At 49.2% G+C, this 26328-nt stretch carries 22 protein-coding genes; 15 read left to right on the forward strand and 7 right to left on the reverse strand.

Going from position 1 to position 26328, the window contains the following annotated elements:
- Nucleotides 1-59: 59 nt before the first annotated feature.
- From Q1B04_RS10555 to Q1B04_RS10595, 9 genes are all read left to right on the forward strand, one after another.
- Nucleotides 60-680, forward strand: coding sequence for a lipoprotein signal peptidase (locus Q1B04_RS10555; protein ID WP_299758776.1), 621 nt, complete (start codon nucleotides 60-62; stop codon nucleotides 678-680).
- Nucleotides 681-1360: 680 nt separating this feature from the next.
- Complete coding sequence (locus Q1B04_RS10560; RefSeq protein WP_299758777.1) at nucleotides 1361-3169, forward strand: ABC transporter ATP-binding protein; 1809 nt, start codon at nucleotides 1361-1363, stop codon at nucleotides 3167-3169.
- Between the two features lie 56 nt (nucleotides 3170-3225).
- Nucleotides 3226-3990, forward strand: coding sequence for a DUF695 domain-containing protein (locus Q1B04_RS10565; RefSeq protein WP_299758778.1), 765 nt, complete (start codon nucleotides 3226-3228; stop codon nucleotides 3988-3990).
- 204 nt (nucleotides 3991-4194) lie between these two features.
- Nucleotides 4195-6462, forward strand: coding sequence for a ribonuclease R (rnr, locus tag Q1B04_RS10570; protein ID WP_299758779.1), 2268 nt, complete (start codon nucleotides 4195-4197; stop codon nucleotides 6460-6462).
- A 7-nt stretch (nucleotides 6463-6469) separates the two neighbouring features.
- The gene (locus Q1B04_RS10575) at nucleotides 6470-7444 is read left to right on the forward strand and encodes a polyprenyl synthetase family protein (protein ID WP_299758780.1); all 975 of its coding nucleotides are present in this window, start codon (nucleotides 6470-6472) and stop codon (nucleotides 7442-7444) included.
- A gap of 162 nt (nucleotides 7445-7606) precedes the next feature.
- The gene (locus Q1B04_RS10580) at nucleotides 7607-8230 is read left to right on the forward strand and encodes a rhomboid family intramembrane serine protease (protein WP_299758781.1); all 624 of its coding nucleotides are present in this window, start codon (nucleotides 7607-7609) and stop codon (nucleotides 8228-8230) included.
- 105 nt (nucleotides 8231-8335) lie between these two features.
- Nucleotides 8336-8797, forward strand: a complete 462-nt coding sequence (locus Q1B04_RS10585; protein WP_299758782.1) for a fasciclin domain-containing protein — start codon at nucleotides 8336-8338, stop codon at nucleotides 8795-8797.
- 152 nt (nucleotides 8798-8949) lie between these two features.
- Entirely contained in the window at nucleotides 8950-9375 is a 426-nt protein-coding gene (locus tag Q1B04_RS10590) for a hypothetical protein (RefSeq protein ID WP_299758783.1), read from the forward strand.
- Nucleotides 9376-9526: 151 nt separating this feature from the next.
- Complete coding sequence (locus tag Q1B04_RS10595; protein WP_299758784.1) at nucleotides 9527-11305, forward strand: SLC13 family permease; 1779 nt, start codon at nucleotides 9527-9529, stop codon at nucleotides 11303-11305.
- Nucleotides 11306-11394: 89 nt separating this feature from the next.
- Here the strand turns inward: Q1B04_RS10595 and Q1B04_RS10600 are convergent, their stop codons facing one another.
- Complete coding sequence (locus tag Q1B04_RS10600; RefSeq protein ID WP_299758785.1) at nucleotides 11395-13245, reverse strand: ABC transporter ATP-binding protein; 1851 nt, start codon at nucleotides 13243-13245, stop codon at nucleotides 11395-11397.
- 161 nt (nucleotides 13246-13406) lie between these two features.
- Here Q1B04_RS10600 and Q1B04_RS10605 point away from each other — a divergent pair, with 161 nt between their 5' ends.
- From Q1B04_RS10605 to Q1B04_RS10615, 3 genes are read left to right on the forward strand one after another with little or no spacing between them, the layout of a single operon-like run.
- Entirely contained in the window at nucleotides 13407-16013 is a 2607-nt protein-coding gene (locus tag Q1B04_RS10605; RefSeq protein WP_299758786.1) for a DUF3857 domain-containing protein, read from the forward strand.
- Nucleotides 16014-16048: 35 nt separating this feature from the next.
- A complete protein-coding gene (locus Q1B04_RS10610) occupies nucleotides 16049-16894 on the forward strand; it encodes an energy transducer TonB (RefSeq protein WP_299758787.1) in 846 nt (281 codons plus the stop codon).
- Nucleotides 16895-16953: 59 nt separating this feature from the next.
- The gene (locus Q1B04_RS10615; RefSeq protein WP_299758788.1) at nucleotides 16954-17412 is read left to right on the forward strand and encodes a hypothetical protein; all 459 of its coding nucleotides are present in this window, start codon (nucleotides 16954-16956) and stop codon (nucleotides 17410-17412) included.
- Between the two features lie 550 nt (nucleotides 17413-17962).
- Here Q1B04_RS10615 and Q1B04_RS10620 read toward each other — a convergent pair.
- From Q1B04_RS10620 to Q1B04_RS10630, 3 genes are all read right to left on the reverse strand, one after another.
- A complete protein-coding gene (locus Q1B04_RS10620) occupies nucleotides 17963-19012 on the reverse strand; it encodes a glutathione synthetase (protein WP_299758789.1) in 1050 nt (349 codons plus the stop codon).
- A gap of 41 nt (nucleotides 19013-19053) precedes the next feature.
- A complete protein-coding gene (locus Q1B04_RS10625) occupies nucleotides 19054-20901 on the reverse strand; it encodes a tyrosine/phenylalanine carboxypeptidase domain-containing protein (RefSeq protein WP_299758790.1) in 1848 nt (615 codons plus the stop codon).
- Nucleotides 20902-21015: 114 nt separating this feature from the next.
- Nucleotides 21016-21816 (reverse strand): N-formylglutamate amidohydrolase, encoded by an 801-nt coding sequence (locus Q1B04_RS10630; RefSeq protein ID WP_299758791.1) that lies wholly within the window; start codon nucleotides 21814-21816, stop codon nucleotides 21016-21018.
- A gap of 127 nt (nucleotides 21817-21943) precedes the next feature.
- Between Q1B04_RS10630 and Q1B04_RS10635 the strand changes: the two genes are divergently transcribed.
- The 3 genes from Q1B04_RS10635 to Q1B04_RS10645 all read left to right on the forward strand — a co-directional run bounded on the left by Q1B04_RS10635 (nucleotide 21944) and on the right by Q1B04_RS10645 (nucleotide 24080).
- A complete protein-coding gene (locus tag Q1B04_RS10635; protein ID WP_299758792.1) occupies nucleotides 21944-23503 on the forward strand; it encodes a rhomboid family intramembrane serine protease in 1560 nt (519 codons plus the stop codon).
- Nucleotides 23504-23662: 159 nt separating this feature from the next.
- Nucleotides 23663-23839, forward strand: coding sequence for a hypothetical protein (locus tag Q1B04_RS10640; protein WP_299758793.1), 177 nt, complete (start codon nucleotides 23663-23665; stop codon nucleotides 23837-23839).
- 40 nt (nucleotides 23840-23879) lie between these two features.
- Nucleotides 23880-24080: a zinc-ribbon domain-containing protein gene (locus tag Q1B04_RS10645; protein WP_299758794.1), complete on the forward strand. Its 201-nt coding sequence runs from the start codon at nucleotides 23880-23882 to the stop codon at nucleotides 24078-24080.
- Between the two features lie 3 nt (nucleotides 24081-24083).
- Here Q1B04_RS10645 and Q1B04_RS10650 read toward each other — a convergent pair whose 3' ends face one another.
- From Q1B04_RS10650 to Q1B04_RS10660, 3 genes are all read right to left on the reverse strand, one after another.
- Nucleotides 24084-24806 carry a LytTR family DNA-binding domain-containing protein gene (locus Q1B04_RS10650; RefSeq protein WP_299758795.1) on the reverse strand — a complete coding sequence of 241 codons (723 nt, stop codon included), beginning with the start codon at nucleotides 24804-24806 and terminating at the stop codon, nucleotides 24084-24086.
- 2 nt (nucleotides 24807-24808) lie between these two features.
- Nucleotides 24809-25858 carry a histidine kinase gene (locus Q1B04_RS10655; protein ID WP_299758796.1) on the reverse strand — a complete coding sequence of 350 codons (1050 nt, stop codon included), beginning with the start codon at nucleotides 25856-25858 and terminating at the stop codon, nucleotides 24809-24811.
- A gap of 81 nt (nucleotides 25859-25939) precedes the next feature.
- Complete coding sequence (locus Q1B04_RS10660) at nucleotides 25940-26326, reverse strand: hypothetical protein (RefSeq protein ID WP_299758797.1); 387 nt, start codon at nucleotides 26324-26326, stop codon at nucleotides 25940-25942.
- Nucleotides 26327-26328 lie beyond the last annotated feature (2 nt).

Consider the following 26328-nt stretch of genomic DNA (forward strand, 5'->3'; position numbering starts at 1 on the left):
TTTTAAAAAGTATATTGCGGCGGTTAAAGTATAAAGCGCCTGCTGCTTAATATTCAAATATGAAATACGGAAAATATTACCTGGCTGCTCTTGCCGTGATTATTCTAGATCAGGTAGTGAAGCTGATCGTACATTATAATATGGAGATGGGCCTGCCAGGTGAGATCCATTTAATTGGAGATTGGCTGAAGCTACACTATACCTTAAATCCGGGTATGGCCTTTGGCGTGGAGCTGGGTTCAGATTACGGTAAGCTTATCCTGACACTCTTCCGCCTAGTCGCCATGTTTGGTATCGGCTACTATCTATATTACTTGGTTAAGCATAAAGCTCCCAAAGGGCTAATCTGGTGTATATCGCTTATACTTGGCGGAGCCATCGGAAACCTGATTGATAGTACCTTTTACGGCGTATGGTTCGATAATGCACCTTATGGCGCAGTTACACCTTGGTTTCATGGGCAGGTAATCGATATGTTTTATGTGGATATCTGGGAAGGCATCGTACCGAACTGGATTCCGATCTTTGGAGGCAAACCAATGTCTTTGTGGCCAATCTTTAACGTAGCGGATTCAGCCATTTTTGTTGGTGTGCTGCTGATCCTTTTTAACCAGAAACGTTTCTTCGGTGAGCACCACGAAGAGCATCAGCACAAAATTGTAGAGCAGCAGGGGCTGTAATCCAAAGTATAAAGTATAAAAGAGAAGGCTGTTCCATGTGGGGCAGCCTTTTTGTTTTGCCCCGCTCTGATTATCTTTAGCAGGATGATAAAAGACTTGAACAAGCTCAACCTGATGATAGCCGCGCTATACTTGTTCTACAGGAGAAGCAATGACCATTTCCTAAGCGCATTCTGGACGAAGTGCTTCTTTGGTTTATTAGGTCTGCTTTTGCTCTGGATAATTTCTGAGTGGGCAAGTTTTATACTTGGTGTCACCATTCCGAAAATAGAAAACCCGCTATACTTTTTAGGAATTTTTTTTATAGTTTGGGCTTCATGTGGATTTGTCATTCACAAATTCACCTTGTCTTTTGAAGAGTTAACAACTATAGATCTTTTTCCTGAAGAATATATCAGAGGCTATAAAATGGCTTTTTACTTCACAATCCTTACTATCTGCTTTTTATTTTCTCTTTTGTTGATAGATAAACAGTAAGGAATCTAAATTTTGTCATTCTAAAAGAATCTTGGTAGAAGGGAGGTTAAGCCATTGCTACTAGCCCACAAGATCCTTTCAGGATGACAAAGAATATAGCAGCCCTGTTTCAGATGCAGAGAATTTATATACTTTTCTTGAATGGCACTACACCTCCTTCTCTCATTAAACTTAGTTTTACCTAAAGTAAATTAATCTCACCCTTGCCAACCGCCACTCCCATACTTCAGGTTAGAAAACTGCAAACCATATTTGCAACGCAGCGCGGCACAACCAAGGCAGTGGACGGTGTGTCTTTTGAGGTGTATGCAGGCGAGATAGTGGCCATCGTGGGCGAGTCTGGGTCAGGTAAATCGGTAACGGCACTCTCGCTGATGCAGCTGATTGATGTTGCAGGCGCAGCAACTGGTGGAGAGGCTTGCTTTAAGTCAGGGAAGTATGGCGAGGTAGACCTGCTGAACCTGCCGGAGAAGCAGATGCAGCGCATCAGAGGCAATGAGATTAGTATGATTTTTCAGGAGCCTATGTCGTCTTTAAACCCGGTTTATACTTGTGGAAAACAAGTGGCTGAGGCTTTGCTTTTACATACTGGCATTTCTAAAAAAGACGCTAAAAAACGCACTATACAGCTTTTTGAGCAGGCAAAGCTACCCCGGCCGGAAAATATTTTCGATGCTTATCCACATGAAATTTCTGGTGGGCAGAAGCAGCGGGTGATGATTGCCATGGCTATGGCTTGCAAACCAAGTCTACTTATTGCCGATGAGCCAACCACCGCCTTGGATGTAACCGTGCAGGCCCGGATGCTGCAGTTGATAGACGAGCTGCGGGTAAAGGAAAATACCGCCGTACTTTTCATCACGCACGATTTAGGAGTAGTAGCCGAGATAGCAGATCGGATTTTGGTAATGTATAAAGGCAAGGTAGTGGAACAGGGCAAGGTGTTAGATATCTTCACTAATCCGCAGCACCCTTACACCAAAGGCCTGCTTGCCTGCCGCCCAAAGCTATCTGCCAAACCGCAAGTCATACTTCCCACCGTGTGGGATTTTATGCAGGAGGATGAGTTCGGAAACATCATTGAAAAGAAAAAACAAGTACATGAGCCCTCCTTAGCCGATGTGGTTGCCTATAGCTTTGAAACTAACATAAAACAGCATGTTAACCAAAAGACCCCGTTGCTGCAGGTGGAAAACCTGAAAGTATACTTCCCGGTTAGCACAGGAATTTTTAGCCGAACCACTGATTACATAAAGGCGGTGGATGGGGTGAGCTTTGAGGCAAAACCTGCCGAAACCGTAGGCTTGGTAGGAGAGTCGGGGTGTGGTAAAACCACCTTAGGCAGAGCACTGCTAAGGCTGGTAAAACCCACTGAAGGCAGAGTGTTTTTAAATGGTATTGATATGGGCGAACTTAACCAAGAGGATCTCCGCAAAAGCCGCCGTGACATCCAAATGGTATTTCAGGACCCGTACGCTTCATTAAACCCGATGCACACAGTAGGGAATGCTATTATGGAGCCGATGCAGGTGCATAACCTGTATGGCAGCAACAAAGAACAGCAAACGAAAACTCTTGAACTTCTTGATATGGTGGGTCTTACGTCTGATCATTTCCAGCGTTATCCACATGAGTTTTCAGGAGGTCAGCGGCAGCGTATAAGTATAGCCCGAGCATTGGCGCTGCAGCCAAAGTGCATTATCTGCGATGAGTCCGTGTCGTCGTTGGATGTGTCGGTGCAGGCCCAGGTGCTTAATCTGCTTAACAAACTCAAGCAGGAGCTTCACATAACCTTCATCTTTATTACCCACGATTTATCAGTAGCAAAATATATGTCTGACCGTATACTAGTGATGAGCAAGGGACAGATAGTAGAAAGTGGTACACCGGAGCAACTCTACCGTCAACCGCAGCAGGAGTATACCCGTACTCTAATCAACGCAATTCCAAAGGGCGAGCCGGAAGATATCATAGCCGCACAACAGAAACGAGAAGCTTTCAGGACAGGGTAGAAAAGGCCGCTTCCTCAGCTGTAGCCCAGGCAGCGAATACATTAATTCAGTACAGCATGGAACAAACATATTATGAACCGGATTGGGAGTTTCATTTCAGGAGCGTGGACTATAAGCCTGGCTCCATAGCGGTAGACTTGGGTTTGGCGAAGATTGCCCCGGTGGCCGATCTGCCTAATCTGCTGGAAGTGTCTGTCAAAATTGTGGACCCGCGGCCTGACGGCCTTTCATCTTTACAGGAAACCATTGTGCTGCAGAGCCTGGAGGACGACCTGGAAGAAGCGCTGCGTACATCCTGCAAAGCCACCTATGCCGGGCGCCTTACCTCCAACGGGCATCGCAAAGTATACTTCTATGTGGGCGAGGCAAACGGTTACGCCGACCACATACAGCACGTGATGAAAAACTACAGCGGCCACAACTATAGTTTTAAAATGGTAAAGGATGCCGACTGGAGCCGGTATTTTAATTTTCTGTACCCTGAGCCGGATCAGCTGCAAAGCATCCAAAACCGGAAGGTGCTGGAGGAAATGGAGGAAAACGGCGACGACCTGAGCAAAGAGAGGCCGGTAGACCATTGGATATACTTTAAAACAGAGGCAGACAGAACCGCTTTCCTGGAAAGTATAGCCAAAGAGAATTATGATGTGGTAACATGCGATTACCTGGCCTCATCAGAGGATTTTCCGCACCGCCTGCACATTAGCCGAACTGATAAGGTAGATCAGTTAAACATAGACAAAGTTGTGCTCCGCCTGCGCCGCCTCGCTCTAAAGCACAATGGCGATTATGATGGTTGGGAAACTTCCATTGAAGTATAAATTGTGCATTTCATCTTAAGTGCACTTTCTAAATCCCCTCGTCACACTTCTTATATAGAAAATTCTCTATAAATTGAACTCGAATTGCATTGCGCTTTAGCCAAAGAGCCTTAACAGGCGTATAGTAAAAAATTAATAGAGCTAAAGTATGTACATGGGTACGTAGCCATACAGGCAGCAGCCCATAGACACCAAATTTTATACATGAGAAGTAAAAAAGACAACAAAGGCGGCAAAAGCAACGAAGGCCGCACCGACAGCCGCCGTTCCGGTAAAGGAAGAGGCGAGTCAGCATCTAACCATAAAGCATCAGCGCGCGAGGCATACGCCCGCAAAGAGCCCTCCAACCGCAAAGGTGCTCCAAAATCAGCCAAAGCTGTAGTACTGGAAGTATTCTCGAATAGCCCGGATGCCGTGTTTACCATGCGCCAGGTTACCCGCCGCCTCGGCGCAACTGATAAAAGTGGCCGTGAGCAGATACAGAACCTGGTAAAAGCTCTTGTGCGCGAAAATAAACTGCTTGCCGTAGACGACGACAAGTACATGATGAATCTCAAAGTGGACATCATTACAGGCCGCGTAGACCTGGCAAACAGTAAGTATGCCTATATCGTTTCTGAGGATCGCGAGGAAGATGTACGGGTTCACACAGAGCACCTGCAGTACGCCATGGACGGCGACCTGGTAAAGGTAGAGGTGCTACCATCGGTAAGAGGCGGCCGCAAGGAAGGCGTAGTGGTAGAAGTGCTGCAACGCTCCCGCACCGAGATGGTGGGCCTGATGGAACTCTCCAAAAATTTCGGCTTTGTAGTGCCGGACTTTAAGCGCACATACTTTGATATTTTTGTAGGCGAGCGCCACCTTAACGAGGCGCAGTCCGGCGACAAGGTGCTGGTGCGCATTATTGAGTGGCCTGATAAGCCGGGCAAGAACCCAACCGGCGAGGTGATTCGGGTGTTTGGCCCTGCCGGCGAGCACGAGGCCGAGATACACTCCATTATGGCCGAGTTTGGCTTGCCATTCGAATTCCCGGAAGCCGTGGAGGAAGAGGCAGAAAGAATCTCCGAGAAGATACCAGCCGGAGAAATTGCCAAGCGCCGCGACTTCCGTGAGGTAACCACCTTCACCATAGACCCTGCTGATGCCAAAGACTTCGATGACGCACTATCTATTCAGAAACTGGAGAACGGCAACTGGGAGATAGGCGTGCACATTGCCGATGTAACGCATTACGTGCACCCAAGAAGCATACTCGAGAAAGAGGCTTTCCACCGGGCCACCTCTGTATACTTGGTAGATAGAACCATACCGATGCTGCCAGAGCGCCTGTCCAACGGCCTTTGCTCGCTCAGGCCAAACGAGGAAAAGCTAACTTTCTCGGTGGTATTTGAGCTGGATGAGAACGGAAAACTATACGATACATGGTATGGCCGCACGATCATTTACTCTGATCGCCGCTTCAGCTATGAGGAAGCCCAGGAGCGCATCGAAACCGGCGAGGGCGACTTTGCCGAAGAAGTGAACATCCTAAACGGCATCGCTAAAAAACTGCAGGCCAAACGCTTTAAGAACGGCGCTATTTCTTTTGAAACGGTAGAAGTTAAGTTTAACCTGGATGAGAACGGCAAGCCACTTTCAGTATATGTAAAAGAGCGCAAGGACGCGCATAAGCTGATTGAGGAGTTTATGCTGCTGGCCAACAAGAAGGTGGCTGAGTTTGTGTATGGCCTAGGCAAGGGCAAAAAGCGCCCAACTATGGTATACCGCACGCACGGCAACCCCGACCCCGACAGGCTGACCACCTTTGCGCTGTTTGCCCGCAAGTTTGGCTACAAAGTAGATCCGGAAGGCGATATATCGGAAGAGCTGAACCACCTGACAGCCGAGATAGAAGGAAAGCCGGAGCAGAGCGTGCTTCAGAACCTGGCTATCCGCACCATGGCCAAAGCAAAGTATAGCACCGAGCCGGAAGGCCACTTCGGACTTGCCTTTGCGCATTACTCGCACTTTACATCGCCTATTCGCCGCTACCCCGATATGATGGCGCATCGCCTGCTGCAGCATTATCTGGACGAAGGGAAATCCGAGGATAAAGAAGAATACGAAGAACGTTGCCGCCACTCTTCCGAAATGGAAAAACGCGCCGCCGATGCCGAGCGTGCCTCTATCAAGTATAAGCAGGTTGAGTTTATGAAAGACACAATCGGCAATCAGTACAAGGGTATTGTTTCCGGTGTCACAGAATGGGGTATCTTTGTAGAGATCGAGGAGAACAAGTGCGAAGGCATGGTACGTCTGGCCGACATTAACGACGATTATTACGAACTGGATGCCGATAATTACCGCATCATCGGGCGGCAGACCAAGCGTATTATTTCGTTCGGAGATGAAGTGCTGGTAGAGGTGAAAAGCGCTAACATGGCCGACCGCACCATCGACCTCGACTTAATCGAAACACTAAAACAACATTAAGCACCCTGTGGATAGCAGCATCCTTTCTGAAAAGATAAACCATACGTTATCAACGCTCCGTTACGGTGAAAACCCGGCGGAGCTTTACGAGCCGATCCGCTACATTATGGCGCTGGGCGGCAAAAGAATACGCCCTTTGCTGGTGTTGCTAAGTGCTAAAATGTTTAATGAGGATGTGGAGAAGGCTCTTTTGCCCGCAGCGGCAGTAGAGGTTTTCCACAACTTCACGCTCATGCACGACGATATCATGGACCGCGCGCCACTGCGCCGCGGGCAGCAAACCGTGCACGAAAAGTGGGATGCCAACACGGCCATACTTTCGGGGGATGTAATGCTAGTGCGTGCTTACGAACTGCTGTTGGGTGTAGAGCCCGACAAGCTGGCGCTGGTGCTGCGCCTGTTTAGCCGCACTGCCGCCGAAGTTTGCGAGGGCCAGCAATTGGACATGAACTTCGAACGCCGCGAGCAGGTAAGCATACAGGAGTACATCCATATGATTACCCTGAAAACTGCCGTGCTGCTAGGCTTTAGCCTGGAGCTGGGCGCCATACTTCAGGGAGCGCCCGAGGCAGACGCAGAGCACTTGAAAGCCTTTGGCGTTAACGTAGGCATTGCCTTTCAGCTACGCGATGATTTGCTGGATGTGTATGGCGACAAAGCTAAGTTCGGTAAGCAGGTGGGCGGCGATATTCTGTCGGATAAAAAAACGTTCCTGATGCTGACGGCGCTGGATCAGGCCAACGAGCAGCAGCGGCAAACCATCATCAGCTGGCGCGATAAGACCGATGAAAGTATAGCTGAAGCCAAGGTACAAGCCGTAACCGCCGTGTATGACCAACTCAACATCCGCCACCAAACCGAGCAGCATATAGACTTATACTTCCAGAAAGCCCTGCACCACCTAGATGCCATTCAGCTACCAGAAGCACACAAAAGCAGCATACGTGGGCTGGCCATGCAACTCATGGAAAGGGATAGCTAATTGTTAAATTGCTGGATTGTTAAATTGTTGGCTCGCACGTGTAAGGTAGAATTCAGCATCGTTAACAACCACAAAGTATAAGCTGCATAAAAACTAAGAAGGCTAGAACAGTAACTCTTTAACTCTCTAACCTTCTAACTTCAAAACTTTCTAATTTAAAACATGAGCGTTACCATCATCCTTATCATCATCACTGTAGGTATATCCTTATACGCATGGCAAAACCACGACCTGACGCACAAGTGGATCTTCCAGCCTTATGCCATACTGCGTGATAACTCCTGGTACCGCTTCCTGACTTCCGGCTTTCTGCACGCGGATTTCACGCACTTGCTGTTTAACATGTTTACGCTGTTTTTCTTCGGCGATGTGGTAGAGTATGTATTCAAAACGGCTTACGGGCCTACCACTGGTATACTTTTATACTTACTGGTATACTTGGGCGGCATTATTGTATCAGATATTCCTACCTTCTTTAAGCACCGCAACGACCCGCCTTATCGTGCACTGGGCGCTTCGGGTGGTGTGGCAAGTATCGTGTTTGCTAGCATCCTTTTCTACCCGACCTTGGATATCTGCCTGTTTGCCTTCCTATGCTTGCCAGGTTTTATCTTCGGTATACTTTACATGATGTACTCATACTTTTCGGGTAAGCGCATGGGCGACAACATTAACCACGATGCACACTTTTATGGTGCCTTGTTTGGTTTTGCGCTGAGCCTAGCATTGGTGCCGAGTTCACTTCCAAACTTTTTCCAGCAGATAGCTAATTGGCGGTTATTTTAAAACTTAACCTGTAAAATTGCACTTTTAAAGGGATGAAAGTTTGAGTTAAGTATGGCTGTTGTGGAGTGTTCTGCGTATATTAAAACGTAGTGCAATCCCTAACCCATGAAAACATCGCATAAAAAATTATACTTTAGACTGCTGCTGATTGTACTGTTTGTGGTATTCAGCCAGGCGGGGCAGGCGCAGAGCAATCGCTCTATCATGGAGTATGTTATACAGGAGCGCCCTGTGTTAGCCGGCCTTCTGACTAAAGCCGGTTTCACGCCGCTTTTATCCGGCAATACGCCTATAACTCTTTTTGCACCGCCAGAAAGCTCTCTCCAAAGTATAAGCAAAGAATCGCCGGAGCGACTGCGGGCTATACTTTCAAGCCATATTCTAAAAGGGGTTTACCTGGAGAAAGACCTGAAAGACGGCAAGACACTACAATCAGCCTGCGACACAAGTATAACCATTTACCGCAAAAGCGGAAAAACGCTTGTGAATGGCATAAGTATAGAACGGGCTGACATACAGCTTAAAAATAGTGTGATACATGAGCTGAGCAGCACGATCCGTATTTAAAAGATAAGGCATTTATTGACGTTTAGTTAATCAGTACCAAGGGTATCCTCTTATTTAACCTAACTACAATCATTTGCTTTGAATAAGTCCAATTTAACTCCTTAATAATCTAAAGCGTTAGGTGCTGCCTTACGTAAGTTGTTAGAATGACTATGTACAGCACCAACAATCCTAAGCCAGAGTTAAACTCTACCATACCAGTAGCAAAGAACAAGTGCTACGAATTGCTGTATATGCCTGCCAAAAACAGGGTTTACCTAAGTATTTATGGCTTCTGGAAGAGCAAATCTATAGTATCTGAGTACCTACCTGACCTGCAAAAGGTGCTGCACTTGGTTAAACCCGGCTTCACGCTGCTCGTAGATACGCGTACCATGATCACGCACCCGCAGCCTGTCATGAAACTGCATATAGAAGCCCAGATGCTGCTACAGGATGCCGGAATGGCAAAAGGAGCCTGTGTAGACCCCACTGATCGCATTGCCACCCTGCAGGTAGAAGACACGCTTGGAGCAAGCCACCTTTCTCTCACCCGCTTTAACTCTTTCGCTGAAGCAGAAAGCTGGTTAGAGCAATAACAACGCATAACTTTCACATTGCCAAACCGATAAACAGTTACTGTGCTGTAACCGTACGCCCTCAAATCAAGTTATAGTATCCAAAAAATGTGCATGTATGTGGCATGCGCACACTCCTATTGAGTTAACTCAACCTGCAGCACTATAACTTATGACCGTTGAGATCGGAATTGTGCTAGGGATCATCCTGCTAGCGGTTATACTTTTTGTAACCGAACGGCTTTCTATTGACACAGTTGCCATCCTGACTATGGTGCTTTTTATGGTGACCGGCACACTTACCCCTGCAGAGGGCTTTGCCGGTTTCAGCAACCCGGCTACTATCACGGTAGCCTCAATGTTTATCATAAGTTCGGCCATCTTTAAATCCGGTGCTCTTAACAGCGTAGGTACGGGGCTCACCCGGATCGGCAGAAACAGTTACCTGCTGTGCCTGCTGGCACTCATGCTAATTGCCGGAGCGCTCTCTGCCTTCATCAACGATACAGCCGTGGTGGCCCTGCTGATGCCTGTGGTGATACAGGTGAGCAAGGATATTCGCGTTAGCCCTGCTAAGCTGCTTATTCCGCTGAGTTTCGGGGCTTTGCTTGGCGGAGTCTGTACCTTGATCGGCACTTCAACAAATATTCTGGTTAGCGGCATAGCGCAGGCGCAGGGCGTGGAGCCGCTCAGGATGTTCGAGTTTTTACCGGCCGGTATTGTATTTCTGGTGACGGGTATACTTTACATGTTCTTTATTGGCCGCCATCTGCTTCCAGACCGGAAAATGGCTAAAAATTTTTCAGAGGAGTTTGACTTAGGCGACTACCTGACAGAGATCGTGCTGCTGCCGGAATCCCCGATGGTGGGGGTGTCGCTGCAGCATTCCAGCCTTGTGCGCGACTTAGAGATTGAGGTGATGCAGGTGATGCGCGAAAAAGAGAAACTGCAAATATTCCCATCGCTTATTCTGAGAGCGAATGATGTTTTGAAAGTACGCATAGGCGTGGAGAAGCTGAAAAAGCTAAAGCAGGAGCAGGGGGTAAAGCTGAAATCTGAGCGCAAGTTTCGGGATGAGGATGTAAGTATGTATGATAGCATGCTGTACGAGGCTATTGTTACTCCAAATTCTTATATAGAAGGGAAATCACTGAAAGAACTCAATTTCAGGGCCTACAACTATGGAGCATCTGTACTGGCTATTCGCCACCGCGACGAAATTGTGCATGATAAGCTGGCGCACGTACAGCTTTCCGCTGGCGATGTGCTGCTAATTGCCGCTAACAGCGAACAGGCCGAAAAGCTGCGGCAAAACGATGACATCCTGATCATTTCTCAAACTGTTCGGAGCAATTTCAACTATGGCAAAATCGTGCCTGTGCTGCTTATAACTATGGCTGTTGTGCTGGCGGCGGCCACAGGGGTAGTGCCTATTGTGCTGAGTGCGATAGTGGGTGTGGTGGTGCTGGTTCTGTTTGGATGTATAAAGCTTGATGAAGCCTACAATGCTATAGACTGGAAAGTGATTTTCATGCTTGGCGGGGTGCTCTCGATGGGGGCTGCGCTGGAGAAAACCGGGGCCGCCAAGCTACTTGCCGATTACCTGATAATTGGCGTTGGGGAGTATGGGCCACGTGCGCTCCTATCCATATTTTTCTTCATCACGTTTATGGCTACCAACTTTATGTCGAATAATGCTACGGCAGCGCTGTTGGCGCCTATTGCCATTGTTACGGCGCAGGAGCTGGGTGTAAGTGAGCGCCCTTTTATTATGGCAGTGGCTTATGCCGCATCCCTCAGTTTTATGACGCCTATGGGCTACCAGACCAACACCATGATCTACAGCCCCGGCAATTACCGCTTTTCAGATTACCTGAAGGTTGGCACCCCACTCAACCTGCTGTTCTGGATTCTGGCTTCTATTATTATTCCGATTTTCTTTCCGATGTAGAAAGGCATGTTCCACGTGAATATATAGGATTGGCTGATTATTTAAACTGCAATGGGAAGTATGAAATACAATCATTCACTCACTCAATACTACAAATAGCCTCTTGCCTGAAGCTGAAACAGCTCTGCATAGTTACCGTTTTGGGCCAGCAGTTCTTCGTGCGAGCCAAGTTCCTTTAGCTGCCCCTGCTCCAGAAACAGGATTCTATCAGCCATGCGCACAGTGGAGAAGCGGTGCGAGATAAGTACGGCCGTACGCCCCTCTATCAACTCTGAAAAACGCAGAAACACCTCATGCTCGGCGCGGGCATCAAGGGCGGAGGTAGGCTCATCCAGTATCAGCAGCTGTGCATCGCGCATGTAGGCACGAGCCAGCGCCACCTTCTGCCACTCCCCACCTGAAAGCTCCACACCTTTGTTAAAGCGCTTGCCGAGCACTTGCTCATACTTATCCGGGAGGCGCTGGATTACCAAGTCAGCCAGGCTTTTCTGTGCTGAGCCCTGAATCCGTTCTTTATCCCGGATGTTGCTGATCTGGCCAATGGCGATATTGTCAGAAGCTGTCATCTGGAAACGCACGTAATCCTGAAAAATAATGCCTACCTGGTGGCGCAGATCAGTCAGGTCATACTCGCGCAGGTCCACGCCATCTAAAAGTATACGCCCTTCTGTCGGCTCGTAAAGCCTGGCCAGCAGCTTGACGAGTGTGGTTTTACCAGCACCGTTCTCACCAACCAAAGCCAGTTTCTCGCCTGCCCGTAAATGGAAAGACAGATACCGCACCGCCCACTTATCGGAGTTATGGTATTTAAAGCCCACATTCTCGAAAGTGAAGCCCTGTTGGATAGGCTGTGGCAAAGGCAGCGGATTATCGGGCGGTGTAATCTGCGGCTGCAGCTCCAGAAAGTCGAATAAGTCCTGCAGGTATAAAGCGCTCTCCGCAATCTGCGAGAAACGTGTCATGATGCCCTGCAAAAGGCTGCGCATGTTGCTGAAGGATCCGGCTAAAAACGTAAGGCTACCTACCGTAATGATTCCGGCCACTGTCTCGAAAAGTATAAAAACATAGGCGCCGTAGTAGGCCAGCGTGCCGAGGGCGGAGAGGGCGCTGCCCCAAAAAGCGCGCTTCATGGTGATGCCTTTGTTAAGCAGGTAATACTTGTCAGACAGCTCTTTAAAGCGCCCAGCCAGAAAACCGGCCAGATTAAAAGTCTTGATTTCCTTGGCTGTTTCGTCGGATGCGCCAATGTAGCGGAGGTAGTCCAGCTCGCGGCGCTCGGGCGTCCAGGAGCGGGAGAGGGAGTAGCTGCGCTCGTTAAAATGCGTTTCGCCAAGAAAAGAAGGAATTACCGCCACCAAAAGTATAAGTATAAGCCACGGGTTAAAGGTAATCAAACCAACGGCCAGAAAAGCAATCGTGACGATATCCTGCAACTGCGAGAGCACCTGCGACATGAGCACAACCCTGGTTACAGTTTGCCGCCGTGCCCGCTCCAGCTTATCGTAAAAGGTAGCATCCTCGAACTGCGCCAGGTCCAGCTTGGCGGCGTGCTCTATCAGCGCAACAGAAGTTCGGTTAGAGAACAAGTCGCCCAGCAGGCTATCCACTAGCGTAATGCCACGGTTAATCAAATCAGACAGCACGGCTAACGCCAGTTCCGTGGCTACGAGTGTCCAGAGGTAAGTCAGGTTTTGCTCGCCTGTCACGTCTATCAGCCTGATCACCTCATCAATAATCAGCTTGCCCACATACAGCATGGCCAGCGGCAGCGAAGCTTTGATCAGGCGAAGAAGCAGGTTAATAATGGTTAGGCGCGGACTAGTGTCCCAGATCAGGCGGAAAAACTTGGGAAGGTTCTTTAGCGCGCCCATCTGCTCGCGTAGGCTTTTTTTCTCCTGTTGGTTAGGTGTTTCTCTTGTTCCTTTTCTCGCTTTACTCATACTTTAACTTATACTTTTCGGCAAAGGCCTTATAGCTATACAATTGGCTACGCGTTTTGTTTGAGCCTGGCTGCTTTGCTAGTGGCAAATTTAACCGGGTGCGTTTATCTGTATAACATAATTTGTACTATATTTAATAGTTTAAATTATTAATGCTTAGAATGATGCACGTTTACACACAAAACAAACTTAAAACGCTTTCGCTTCTTCTCCTTTTGGTAGGCTGTATATGGCACGGTGTTGCTGAGGCCGCCTCTAAAAGCGTAACTGTAACACCTGAGCCTGCATGGGTTAAAAAACTGCCGCTGCGCACCTCCACCAATATTGACCCTAATACCGTAAACGGCGGTTTCCATTACCTGCTCCAGAACATGCAGCACGAAGTGGCCCGCCAGGAATACTACCGCCAGTTCACATACAAGCTCCTGACAGAGGAGGGGGTGCAGAACTCATCCGAAATAAGGTTGAGCTACGACCCGAGCTTTGAGCAGCTGCAGCTGCATAAGGTACAAGTATGGCGCAACGGCAAACCAATTGATAAACTAAACCTGAGCAAGGTAAAGGTTATTCAGCGCGAGGAAAGTATGGACCAGGGTATTTACGACGAAAGCCTGACAGCTGTGCTGGTGCTGGACGATATACGGGTAGGCGATGTGGTAGATTACGCCTTCACCATAAAAGGCCGAAACCCAATTTTCGGAGGAAAATTCTTCACTTCCTTTAACCTGCAGCAGTACGACCCGGTGGATGAACTGCTGGTGAACATTGTGGCTCCTCAGGATAAAAAACTGAATTTTAAATACCACCTCAACGCAAGCAAGCCTCAGGTAGTTTCTTCCAACGGGGCGAAAAGCTATACCTGGCACCTAAAAGATGTGCTAGGTACTGATGTAGATAATAATACCCCTGCCTGGTTCGACCCATACCCTGGCGTATATATTTCTGAGTACAATAGCTGGCAGGAGGTGGCAAAATGGTCGCTGCCACTCTATGATGTGAAGGAAAAGCCGAGTCAGGGGCTTCAGGTTAAGATAGACAGCATTAAAAAAGTAGTGGGCAGCGACGAAGGCCGTGTGGTAGCGTCGCTTCGCTTTGTGCAGGATGAGGTGCGTTACCTGGGTTTTGAGGCGGGTATAGGTGGTTTTAAACCGCACACCCCAAACCAGGTTTTTCAGAATCGCTTCGGAGACTGCAAAGATAAAGCGCTGCTGCTGACCTACATGCTGCGGCAAATGAACATCAAGGCAAGTCCTGCGCTCGTCAACACCACACTTCAGGGGCACATTCAGGATTTGCCGCCTTCGCCGTTTGCCTTTAACCATTGCATTGTGCGTGTAGAGCTTTTAGGCGGAAACGCCTTTTGGTATGACCCCACTATCAGCAAACAGCGCGGTGATTTTGGCAATACCTACGTGCCGGCTTACGGGCAGGCGCTTGTGCTGGAGCCAAGCACCGCTGCGCTTGCTGCTGTTAAACAGCCAGTGGCCAGAGAGGCAGCCGTTAAAGTGCGCGAGATCTATTACATCGATAATGTGGAGGACGATGTGGTGCTGGAGGTGCGCACAGAGTATACGGGTGCCGAGGCTGACCGCCAGCGAAGCAGTTTTGCTACTACCAGCATGCAGGACATCAGGAAAAACTACCTGAACTTTTACGCCAACGATTATCCGGAAATTGAGCTGAAGGAGGATCCTTCTTTTGAAGACAATGAGTACAGCAACAAGTTTACAGTTACCGAAAAGTATACTATACCGGGTTTCTGGCTGCCGCAGCACAACAACGATCAAGTGCTCGAGGGCTGGTTCTCGTCGCTGGCAATCGGGAGCTACATCAGTCAGTTGCAAACCAGCAAGCGCACCATGCCAATGGCCCTTAGCCACCCCGTGCATGTAGAGCAAAGTATAAAAGTGCTGCTGCCGAGAGCCTGGCCCGTAGATAATACCACGCAGGAGGTAGATGATGATGCTTTCAGGTACACCAGAAAAGTTATCTACAGCCCGAGCGGCACCGAGCTGAACATAGACCTGAGTTATCAGTCAAAAAAAGACCATGTGGCTTCCGAGGCTACCTCTGCTTACCTGCGCAACCAAAAGGCCATGCTTGATAACATTACCTACGGACTAACCTATAACAAAGGCTTAATTACCAGTTTAAATGATTTTCAGTTCAGTTGGAGTGTGTTTGCGATTTTACTGTTGCTGCTGGCCGGCTTTAGCTTTGGAGCCTACAAACTATACTTCTGGAACCCACTGCCGATAGCCGGTGAGTCGATGTACGCAGGCGAGAGCATTGGCGGTTGGGCTGTTTTGCCGCTGCTGGGACTTATTTTCACACCGTTTTCAGTTGTTTTCACTTTCATTTCGGGAGGCTACTTTAACGCCAATTTGTGGCAGGGAATTTCCGATAACGGGCTAAGTCAGTTAATTATCGGCTCGGAAATAACCTTTAACCTGGCCTTGTTGGTGTTTAGCGGGCTTTTGATCGTGCTGTACCTGAAGCGGCGCTCCAGTGTGCCAAAGCTCATGATTGCCTTTTACGTGAGCAGGCTGGTTTTCATGGTTTTCGAACTCGCACTCACATCCGCCTGGGGTGTCGGTGTAACCAATGAAAAGTTCGGCTCCAACCTGCTGAGCACCTTTGCCGGCGTCGCGATTTGGGTGCCATACTTCCTGCTATCATCCAGGGTGAAATCAACATTTGTGGAGCGCTTGCATCCGCAAGAAGAGCTAATTTATACCCAGGAAGAGGATCAGGCAGCAGTCCATTAAGCCATTTTACACATATCAAATTATCTCATACAAGTATGAATCTCATCCATAAACAGCACAGCAAACTCGCGCTGCTGTTGCTTGTATGCTTTATCTTTTGCCTGTTACTACCTGCCCATGCCCAAGAGCGGCAGGTAAGATACCTCAGCGAAACCCAACGGGAAGTACCGGCTTCAGAAGCCTATTTTATAGATGTAAAGGAAAATAACGAAGCAGGAGGCGGCACCTGGATGCGCTTTCTGGCCAAGGACAGTACAAAGGTGCGGCAGCTCACCTACAGCGACTTTGAGGGTGATAAAGAGAAACCCGGCATGCTAAACGGACCTTACTCGGAGTGGCATGAAAGTGGGCATTACAAGATTAAAGCCAGTTACGTAAATAACAAACTCAACGGCGAGTATAGCGCGTGGTATGACAGCGGCCAGTTGCAGTATACATGTAAGTATAAAGACAACATGGTTCAGGATACGCTGATAGGCTATTTTGAATCAGGGAAAGTGCGCCGCGTGGAGGTTTATGATCAAGGCAAGGTAGTGTCCGGTAAAGTATACAACGAGGCTGGTACCGAGCTAAGTTATTTCCCGATGCGGGAAATGCCGGTGTTCCCAGGCGGTGAGCAAGTGATGCTGCGTTGGCTGGCCACCAATATCAAGTATCCCAAAAGTACCCGCAAGGCAAAAGTGCAGGGTTTGGTTTTGGCAAGCTACGTGGTAAATGTAGATGGGCAGCTAGAGAATATCGAGCTTGTCAGAGGCATACACCCGGATGCTGACGCCGAGGCTTTACGTGTAATTCGTGCCATGCCGGTATGGGTAGCCGGAACATATGAGGGCGAGGCAGTTCCGGTACACTATACCTTGCCCATTCGGTTTAGCCTTTAGCCTCCGTTTTATACTTTAAAAGTATCCGAAACCACCTGTATTCAGTATGATACCCTAATATGACACGGTATCTGTTGTTTTTCCTGACGGGAGTTGCTACGGCAACAGTAATATTATTCTTTAGAGGCTATGTATCGGTGCCGCACAATGTGTACTCGGATGTGGCGCTTCGTTCTGGCATGGTTCTTTTTAGCTTAACCTCCTGGCTTACGCTGTTCCGGATAAAGACTGGCGCGCTGCTGGCGCTGTTATGTTCGCTGGCTATAGCGCCCTGGCTGGTGCGTGTGGGGCTGCGGGTTTGGGATGCAAGTATAAATGCGCCGCAGGTAGTGCAGTTTGTGCACTTGGGTGTGTCGGTGCTGGTGTTTTTCTCGCTGGTGGTTAGTGTGCGGTATGTTTTTAGCCGCGGCTCCTGGCGCTCGGGCACAAGTGCGCCGGGCTTTGTGCTAAAACTTTTACTTGCCGCTATACCGCTGGCCATACTTATAACCTGGTTTTTAGTGATGGACAAAGTATAAGCTACTAAATGAGAAAAGCCCCGCCATTTAATGACGGGGCTTTCTCTCACCTTAAAACAAACTAAACTAATCTAAACTTTATCTAACCTTATCTTTAGTAATAATACTTCGCGTTTGGGGCGGCAGTTCAGCTTTTAAGCCTTATCTGCCTTTGAATTGATGGTGCACTACTGAAAAAATACTTAAACTTTTCTCGCTTCGGCTTGCGTGTTAATTTAGTGTTAACTATATTAGCCTTCCGATATAGTGTCTCCCTTAATTCGGGTGCAAAATTACCCGAATGATTTGATTTCCAAAAGAAAAATCTCAAAAGATTTTTCTCCTTTCCCCATTTCTTGTATCTTAAGTTTTGTAACTATTTAAAATACAATTACTTAACCTATATTTTCTGCTAAAAATATTTTTAAAAAATATATAAATAAGGGCGTTCAGGGGCTTTTGTCAGCGCCTAAAAGGCTGTTTAGGTCAGCTTTGAGGTTGAGCACTTGCAGAGGGAAAGAAAAAAGCAGGGTGGAGGCCCTGCTTTTAAAGTATAAAAACTGCTGCGGCACTAAATCATAGCTACAGTCTTGTTATTAATCTGGGCATCATAGGTTTTTTTATAATGCACTTTTCGCTCCAGGGCGGCGATAATAGGCTCAGAAAAATCAACTCCTTCCAGTGTGCTGGCATCAGACAGTCCGCCGGGGCTAAATACGTTAATCTCCATCAGTTTATCGCCCACAATATCGAGGCCTACCAGAAACATGCCGTCTTGTATCAGTTTAGGCCTTACAAGCTCTACCAGATCCAGCATGGTTTGGGTGATTTTGGCTGCCTGCGAGGAGCCGCCGGCATGCAGGTTACTACGGATATCATCTTTGCCGGTAACCCGGTGAATAGCGCAGTACTTGCCCTTGTGCTGCAAGGCCTCGCCGTTCATCACAATCAGGCGGACATCGCCTTCAGTGGCCTGCGGCAGGTACTCCTGTGCAATAACATAACCATCGCGGCTGATGGCCTCCACAATCTGGTTCAGGTTGGTGGTATCATTCTTCTTCACCATAAATACACCCGAGCCTCCCGAGCCCTGCAGTGGTTTTAAAATGATGTTGTTCTTCTGCTGATTGAAGAAGTCCTTTATCTCATCCTTATCACGGGTAATGAGCGTGCGCGGGCGAACAGCCTCCGGGAAGTGCTGGAAGTACATCTTGTTCACCGCATCCGAAAGCTTAGTCGGGTCGTTGAGTACGATCACGCCGTGGCGAATGGCCAGCTGCCCAAAGATAATGCCTGCGTTTTGCGCCCACCCGCGCCCTTCACCTTCCGACGAAGGATCATTGCGGAGCATCAGCACGTCCAGTTCAGGAGCCGTAACGCGCACTTTATTGGCTTTCTCGCCCTGAATAGCCTCCAGGTAAGTAGCCGGCGATTTATACTTGTGTTTCGGGTCTGCTTGCACAGCTTCGGCGCCCATGTAGCCATCAGGGTAATAAGCCAGGTCGCCAACTCCCATCAGGTATACTTGGTGTCCTTTGTTGTGCATGCGCTGCGCCAGGAAAATGGTGGTGTATCCGGGTTTTTCTGTTTCTATGTTGTTTACTACAAATCCTATCGTCATGGGTGTTTTTTTATACTTAGGTTGATATTGCGGTTGGAAGATTATAGTAAGTTAAATACTGAAATGCCTGCTTTTAGTTGTTCCAGCTTTGGTTTGATGCTGCTGTCGAGGAGATAGCGCGGTTTAATGGGCATTGGGCGCAGCACGTTCCGGTAAATCAGCTCCTGCACAATGGGTATGTAGTCCTGCCGGATCTTGCCAATCAGCAGCGGCTCCAGCTCGTTTCCCTCTTTCAGGTAATTAAGCAGGTGCACCAGGCCCCGCAAGTATACGGCATCTTTGGTGAGGCCACCGCCCCGGTGCACGCGCATGGTTACATCCCAGGCTGTCTCGGCCTCAAAGTGGTACTCGTCCTTCAGTCGCCGGAAGTTATCTATAAAGCTGCAGCCTTTGGTAAGGTGGTAAACAGCCACTACACGAGCAGCCAGAATGCGCATGCGTGCGTGGTCCAGGCCGCCCACCAGCCACTCGCTCAGCACGGCTAAGCCTTCCTGAAGCTCCTCATAGCCGGGGCTGCCCACATACAGCTGGTGCAGCGGCTGCGCCTTGCCGTTATAGTATGTTAGAATGTGGGTACCAACTTCATGTTGAATCAAAGCCTCGGCACGGTGGCGCGGTATTCTGGCATCAGACCCTACGTTTAAGCGGCCTTTCGATACAATCAGCCCCACCACGTCATCCCGAACATCCACGCCTGAGTCTAAGCCCGGGTACTGCTCCTTCAGGAAAGCAATCTCCTGCTCGGCCTGCGCCACGAATTCAGGTACAGGTATAATGTCTATCTCCTTTCGATGAACTGGCTCCGGAATGGCGGCCAATATGCCTTCAGCCACTTTCAGCAGCTGGTCGTCTACGGTGCCATAGAGCTGCATGCTGCTGTACAGGAAATCCGGTGTGTTGCGGTCTGCAAGCATGGTTAGCATCTTGTCCAGTTCGTGGCGCTTATCCCGGAAAAGGTAGCCGAGCGTGGGGTCGTCTACTTTCTCTATCGAGATGTTGTACAGTTTGCGCTTAAGCTGGTCGGCATCCACGGGCATGAGGCGGTAATGAAACGTAGGCGTCTTTTCATACTTGGCTTTCTTAAATTCTGCCCAGGCCTCGTTATTATTGACAGGCGTTACCAGCAGCAAAAACCGAAACTGGTCGCTTATACTTGTCAGTTGCTTGTCAATGCGCCAAACAATACGGTTTACTGCCTGCCGCCCCAATGCCTGAAAGTGTACCGGGTGGTGTGTTGTTTGCACACTCACAAAGTCGAAAACAGTTTTTTTGATGGCGTTGGCTACTTTCCCGCGAAGGGTGCGCAGCAGCAAAGGATAAATTTTACCGGTAGATCTATTTCTGTAGATGGGGTTCAGTTGCAGCCCCAGCATCAGTATACTATGTTTTTTCAGGTCTTGCTCCGATAGCAGGGAAAGCGGCTCCTGCAGCAGCGGGTGGTTGCTCTCCACCTCTACGGAAGTATGGATGCGAGGCAGTTTTATACTTTGCAGCTCCTTTACAATGGTTTGAGTAGTGGTAGGCAACTGCTCCTCCGGCCCCAGTACCTTAAACAGCGGCAAGTCCGTGGCATTGGCAGGCGCAGCCATCAGCTCAATTATCATAAAGGCGCCAAACTTGTCGGCCATGGCCTGGGCTATACTTTGTACTAGCGGGCGCAGTTCTTCTGTGCGTTCCTCATGAGAGATGATGTATGCCGCATTAGCTTTCAGAAAGTCGGCAGTGGGGTGGTCGGGCTGGTTGGCCGGGTGCCGGAAAAGTATAAGGAAGGGCAGGGGGCGGTCTATATACAGCAACCCGCCATCAGGCAGGCGGCGGTGAACCTGCTTTCCCCGCTTCAGGCTCCGGGTAATCTTCTTAACAAAGCTATCAGTTATACTTTCTATCATTGCATATTTAAGTGGATAGACAAAGAACAGGCTGGCAACGGGCAGAAGGTTTTTAGAGCGTCTCCGGATGCCCTACATGTTATTTTACAGCCTGTGTTTTGCCCAAAACTATATTTAACACACCTGCTCCAAAGCTTTGAGTACGGGATGTGTACTCTGCTGCAGCGCCTGCCGTATCTCCTGCACCTGCGCCTGGTCGGGCTCCCCGGTCCACTCATCCATAAAGAATTTTTTAAACTCGATGCTCATCACGCATACGCTGTCGCCAAAGGTGTCGTGGATCCAGCGCATAAAATGCCCTCCCTTAAACTTCACGTTCTCGCGCACATCCAGCTGGCGACCTTGGTAGTTATAACTGCTGAGGCTGTTTATGAAAGCATCCACCACCGGTGCCCACTTTTCGCGGTTCATGTTGCCGGTGCCAATGTTCACTTCCGGGTTTTCGTCTGGGTTGGCAGCTGGCCCGGACTGCCCTTCGCGGCGGTGGTTGTAAGTATGAAGGTCGTAGATAACCAGGCAATCGTGCTTTTCCAGAAGTCCGGTCAGCATTCGCTTTACTTCTTTATAAAATTGGTCATAGCGCTTCATCGATTCCTGCGCCAGTTCCTCCGGAAGTTCGTCCTTCCACACCTGCAGCCCCCAGGCATCCTCTGGCTTGCGGTAAATGGCTTTTTCAGGCGAGCGGTTCAGGTCAAGTTCAAAGCGGGAGTAGTGGCCTACAATCTGGTTATCGGTTACGGCCACCCAATCGGCTGTGAAGGGATCCTCTTCGCGCAGCCGCTCCTCGGCAGTCAGGTTGTACAGGCCTTTAAGGTTGGGGCGCACCTCATGGCCGTTGTGTATGGCAGTGGCTACTAAAGGGCTTTCGCCAGGGGTAATGGTATAGTATGCAGTATCTGTTTTTGTCTGGGTCATAGCTAATATTATTGTGTACCGTTTTACCCTTTCCGGCTGCTGAAGGTTATAAACAAGTAGCATGTGCAGGTTGGGTTTTGCGTATGGCTGCTGCTTTTCTATTTTTGTTGCTCATAAACCATAACACATGAAAACAGACTATGCCGCACAGGCCGAGGCGCTAAGCACAGAAGAACTTCAGAGCCTTTTACTACAGTACAAGGAATATGACGCAGAGGCAGTACTGGCCGTGCTTGATGAGCTGGAGCGCCGCCAGGTGGAGGTGCCGAACAGCGAGCAGCTGAAACACGAACTGCTACAGGCCCAGGAGCCTCCACAACCCGAAACGCTGGCGCAGAAAGCCAAAAACTTCCTGCAGCTCTTTGTGCCGCAGCCCCACTACTTTGTAACGCCTATTTTGCTTAACCTAAACCTGCTGGTATTTGTAGTGGGAGCTCTGCTGGGGCTGCACGTGCTAGACCCTGATGCGGAACGCCTGGTGGACATGGGCGCCAACTTTGGCCCTTACACGCTTACCGGCGAATGGTGGCGACTGTTTACAAGTATGTTTCTGCACGGCGGCCTGCTGCACCTGCTCTTTAATATGCTGGCGCTCGTGAACATCGGTACGCAACTAGAGGCGCTGGTGGGAAAGGTGCAGTATACTATCGCTTATGTATTAACCGGCCTGGCAGGCAGTATTGCCAGCCTCTGGTGGACCAGCCCTGAGATTACAGTATCCGTAGGAGCCTCCGGAGCTATTTTTGGTTTGTTTGGTATGTTGCTGATGGTGTTTCTGCTGGAGCGCGAGATGGACTGGAAAAGCAAGCGCGGTATTTTGGCCAACATGGTTTTCGTGATCGGTATAAACCTGGCTTACGGTATGCGCGGCGGCATCGATAATGCTGCGCATATTGGAGGGCTGGTGGCTGGCTTGCTTTACGGTGGGGTGCTGCTGCTGCGGTCTGGCCGCTACATCACGCAAACGTATGGCACGGTAGGCAATGCCGTTACCGTGGCGGTAGGTGTGCTGGTGCTTTTTATTGGGTTCAGTCAGATCTCGTTTACGGGCACGGCGCGCTATGTGTATACCTGGGAGGTGATCGGGGAGAATGAGCAACAGGCGCTGAAGGCAATGTTTGCCATGGATAAAGCCGGCGACAACCCGGACGTAGAAGAAATAGTGCCGCTCCTGGAGAATGGCATACAGCTGTGGGAGGAGAGCGAAACCTTACTGGAAAGTATAGATGATGCCCCGGAAAGCGAGCAAGCCAGGGTAACCGCTGTGCTGGATTACGTGCGCCTGCGAAAGCTGTCTTACCAGATGCTGCGCGATGATTTACAGGCCGGTCGTCCGCTGCTGCACGAGAAGCAGCAGCAAATGCTAAGCGCTATAAACCATTACGCCGTGCAACTGCAGAAAAATGATTTCTCTGATCCGGCCAGTGCTCCCGTAGATGCTGAAATAGAAAAATCGATGCGGGAGTTTGAGGAAATGGCCCCAGACTCAGCAGCTATGGCGCAGGTGTTTGTTGTGTTAGACGGTGTGGAGGTAGGGAAAATGTCTGAGGATGAGGTGAAGCACAAAATGCAGCAAATCTCGCCTTATTTAATTAAAAGCGTAAAAGTTCTAAAAGGGCCGGAGGCTGTTGCAATTTATGGAGCAAAAGCCGCCGCAGGTGCTATTTTAGTATCCACACAAAAGTAAACCAAGTATAACGGAAAAAGGTGCTTGCACATATGCTTCAACGCTTATCATGCTGAATTTGAGGTATATGTGCAAACATCATTTGTGTGAGATGATTGGATTTGTGTAACTTGTTAGTAGATAATAAAGTATAGGTATTTTATTATACTTGATTTGCCTATGACTAGACTATACAAATCTATACTGTATGCTTTTGGAGTGTTTTTACTTGGGCTGCTGATGTATTGCCTGCGACACGATACCGTAGAAATTTCAGCGATGCAGCTGCTATCGTTGGTGCTACTGTATGCTACAGGGCTGGTGGTGGGCTTGCTTAGCAAGCCTGTGGTAGAGTAAAAAAACGGCTTTTTTTACTTCAGACGCGTATCTTTGTAGCATGGCTACTCCCGAAACCCCTACAACCAAGGTCTGCCCCAACTGCGGAGCTACAGTGCCGCGCAAAACAAAGCAATGCCCCGAGTGCGGACAGCTGCTCGCTACCCCTAAGCCCGAATGGTTTAAAAACCTCACACCTGTCGAAATTTTCCTGCTGGTGCTGGGCGGCATTATGCTGGCAATAGGGTTTGTGGCGCTCTAGCGGCTAAAAGCTCATCAGTTCCTTAAACCGCTGCGCCTGCCGTCTGGAAACTTCTACTTCTTCACCCTCCTGCAGGTATAGCTTCAAGCTGCCGCTGAACCAGGGCTCAATGCGCGATACCTTCTTCAGGTTAACCATGTGCTGCCGGCTAGCCCGGAAAAAAACTTTTGGGTCCAGGCGCTGCTCCATGTAGTTGAGCGTGCGCTGAATCAATGGCTTTTCGGCATCAAAATATACCCGTGTATAGTTGCCGCATACCTCCAGCAGGCGTATCTCCGAAAGCTTTACAAACCAACATTTCTCCCCATCTTTCACAAACACCTGATCGTGCTCTTGCAGGTAATCACGTGGTTGTTCCTGAACGCTTTTACTGTTGGTTTGCTGCTCTTCCAGCTTAGACAAGGCAACTTGCAGGCGCTGGGGCTGTACAGGCTTTAGCAGGTAATCAAGTGCGTTATATTCAAAGGCTTTAATGGCATACGTATCGTAGGCGGTGGTAAAGATAACCTGCGGCACCTGTTCCAGCTGCTCCAGCAGTTCAAAACCGCTTTTGCCAGGCATCTGTATGTCCAGAAAAAGCACGTCAGGCTGTAGCTGCTCTGTTAGCTGCAAAGCTTCTTCGGCATTTTGAGCTTCGCCTACCACCGTCAGGTGCGGGTGCTCCTGCAACAGGCGGCGCAGTTCGTTGCGGGCCAATCGCGAATCATCAACAATAAGAGCTCTCATACTTATACTTGTAGGGCTAAGGGTACAGCAAACGAAGCAGAGACAGTATCCGGGGTTTTGTTAAGGAGCTGCAGGGTGGAGCGGCCAAACAGCAGGCGCAGCCTTTCCGAAGCATTGCGCAGCCCGATACCTATATCCGGCTTCTGTACGGCTGCTAGCTGTCCGGTATTGGTAACCTCTACCTGCAGCTGCCCTTCCTGCACATAGGCTTTTATGTGGATGGTGCCACCTTGTGGCAGCTGTGAGATACCGTGTTTGATCGCGTTCTCTACCAATAGCTGCACCGACATAGGCGGAATCTCCACCTGCAGGGCCTCCTCATCCACCTCAAACGTATACTGCAGCCGCTCCTCCAGTTGTATCGACTCCAGCAGTAAATAACTTTGCACCACCTCCAGCTCACGCTCCAGCGGCACGCGTTCCTGTTGGGTATACTGCAGGCCATAGCGCAGCAGTTCTGACAGGTTGGTGATCATTTGCCGCGCCCTTTCCGGATCTTCGCATACCAGCGAGCGAATGTTGTTGAGGCTATTGAACATGAAGTGTGGGTTAATCTGAGTGCGCAGCGCCTGCAGCTCGGTATCTTTTAAAGATGCCTCTAGTTTCCAACGGTCTACCTCCTGCTGCTGCCGCTGCCTGAACAAAGTTACCGACACATAGAGCGAGGCCCAGAGCAGCAGGATAATGTAACAGTAGAACACATAGCCCCAGTAAGCCACAAAGCTGGTTTGTGCCAGCGTATACAGGTGTACCACATAAACCATAGCCAGCCACATAACCAGCTGCGATGCCATAGCCAGGAGCAGCAGGGAAGGCAGCAAACGTAGCAACAGACCCGATAACGGTAGTGAAAGCCACTGTCGCCGCTTTAATTGGAGGCGCAAGAGGTGCGTGAACAAGATCATCAGGCCAATAAAAATCATGTTAAATAGCAGCAGCTTTAAGTTTAAGGTGCTTGTACCCTGAAATATCCGAGAGATAGTCAGGCTAAATAACCCGTAAAGGCCCCAGCCCGAAAGCTGGCAAATCCAATATACTTTAGTGTTTCTCATGATATGTGGTGTGGCCTGCTGTGCGCTTACTAAAATAAGTATAAAATGTGTATTTATGCAGCCCTGCTACAAACTAAAAGCCTATTTTTGTTGTGGTACCGGATGCCTGAAGAGGAGATGCGCAAAGCAGAGGGCGAAAATCAGGTAAAGTATACTCAGGCACAAAATGGCAACAGACGTGGTGGAGAAGGCTACTTTTAAAAGTATAGCCGCGCCACTAAAGAAATGTGCCAGGTTGCCGATAACGATGGGGCGGTTGTAGATGCCGCCAACCAGGCTGCCCTTGGCCATCCAGTTGGTGGCTGCGGCTGCAAAGTATAAAGCACCCATCAGCTGTAAAACCAGTGCAAGTATGGCCGTCGGAGAAGTATGGAAACAAGCCTGGATTTCCTGCGGAAGGAAAAGCAGGCTTACTCCTGCAGCGGCCATACCTAAGGCGCTGGCCATCATGACAGCTCTGGTAAACATGT

The sequence above is a fragment of the uncultured Pontibacter sp. genome (assembly GCF_947495565.1).
Taxonomy (GTDB): domain Bacteria; phylum Bacteroidota; class Bacteroidia; order Cytophagales; family Hymenobacteraceae; genus Pontibacter.

Excerpts from the sequence above, each read along its gene's own strand:
- Q1B04_RS10555 (WP_299758776.1), top strand. The coding sequence starts at position 60 with ATGAAATACGGAAAATATTACCTGGCTGCTCTTGCCGTGATTATTCTA.
- Q1B04_RS10565 (WP_299758778.1), top strand. The coding sequence starts at position 3,226 with ATGGAACAAACATATTATGAACCGGATTGGGAGTTTCATTTCAGGAGC.
- rnr (WP_299758779.1), top strand. The coding sequence starts at position 4,195 with ATGAGAAGTAAAAAAGACAACAAAGGCGGCAAAAGCAACGAAGGCCGC.
- Q1B04_RS10580 (WP_299758781.1), top strand. The coding sequence starts at position 7,607 with ATGAGCGTTACCATCATCCTTATCATCATCACTGTAGGTATATCCTTA.
- Q1B04_RS10585 (WP_299758782.1), top strand. The coding sequence starts at position 8,336 with ATGAAAACATCGCATAAAAAATTATACTTTAGACTGCTGCTGATTGTA.
- Q1B04_RS10590 (WP_299758783.1), top strand. The coding sequence starts at position 8,950 with ATGTACAGCACCAACAATCCTAAGCCAGAGTTAAACTCTACCATACCA.
- Q1B04_RS10595 (WP_299758784.1), top strand. The coding sequence starts at position 9,527 with ATGACCGTTGAGATCGGAATTGTGCTAGGGATCATCCTGCTAGCGGTT.
- Q1B04_RS10600 (WP_299758785.1), bottom strand. The coding sequence starts at position 13,245 with ATGAGTAAAGCGAGAAAAGGAACAAGAGAAACACCTAACCAACAGGAG.
- Q1B04_RS10605 (WP_299758786.1), top strand. The coding sequence starts at position 13,407 with ATGATGCACGTTTACACACAAAACAAACTTAAAACGCTTTCGCTTCTT.
- Q1B04_RS10610 (WP_299758787.1), top strand. The coding sequence starts at position 16,049 with ATGAATCTCATCCATAAACAGCACAGCAAACTCGCGCTGCTGTTGCTT.
- Q1B04_RS10615 (WP_299758788.1), top strand. The coding sequence starts at position 16,954 with ATGACACGGTATCTGTTGTTTTTCCTGACGGGAGTTGCTACGGCAACA.
- Q1B04_RS10620 (WP_299758789.1), bottom strand. The coding sequence starts at position 19,012 with ATGACGATAGGATTTGTAGTAAACAACATAGAAACAGAAAAACCCGGA.
- Q1B04_RS10625 (WP_299758790.1), bottom strand. The coding sequence starts at position 20,901 with ATGATAGAAAGTATAACTGATAGCTTTGTTAAGAAGATTACCCGGAGC.
- Q1B04_RS10630 (WP_299758791.1), bottom strand. The coding sequence starts at position 21,816 with ATGACCCAGACAAAAACAGATACTGCATACTATACCATTACCCCTGGC.
- Q1B04_RS10635 (WP_299758792.1), top strand. The coding sequence starts at position 21,944 with ATGAAAACAGACTATGCCGCACAGGCCGAGGCGCTAAGCACAGAAGAA.
- Q1B04_RS10640 (WP_299758793.1), top strand. The coding sequence starts at position 23,663 with ATGACTAGACTATACAAATCTATACTGTATGCTTTTGGAGTGTTTTTA.
- Q1B04_RS10645 (WP_299758794.1), top strand. The coding sequence starts at position 23,880 with ATGGCTACTCCCGAAACCCCTACAACCAAGGTCTGCCCCAACTGCGGA.
- Q1B04_RS10650 (WP_299758795.1), bottom strand. The coding sequence starts at position 24,806 with ATGAGAGCTCTTATTGTTGATGATTCGCGATTGGCCCGCAACGAACTG.
- Q1B04_RS10655 (WP_299758796.1), bottom strand. The coding sequence starts at position 25,858 with ATGAGAAACACTAAAGTATATTGGATTTGCCAGCTTTCGGGCTGGGGC.
- Q1B04_RS10660 (WP_299758797.1), bottom strand. The coding sequence starts at position 26,326 with ATGTTTACCAGAGCTGTCATGATGGCCAGCGCCTTAGGTATGGCCGCT.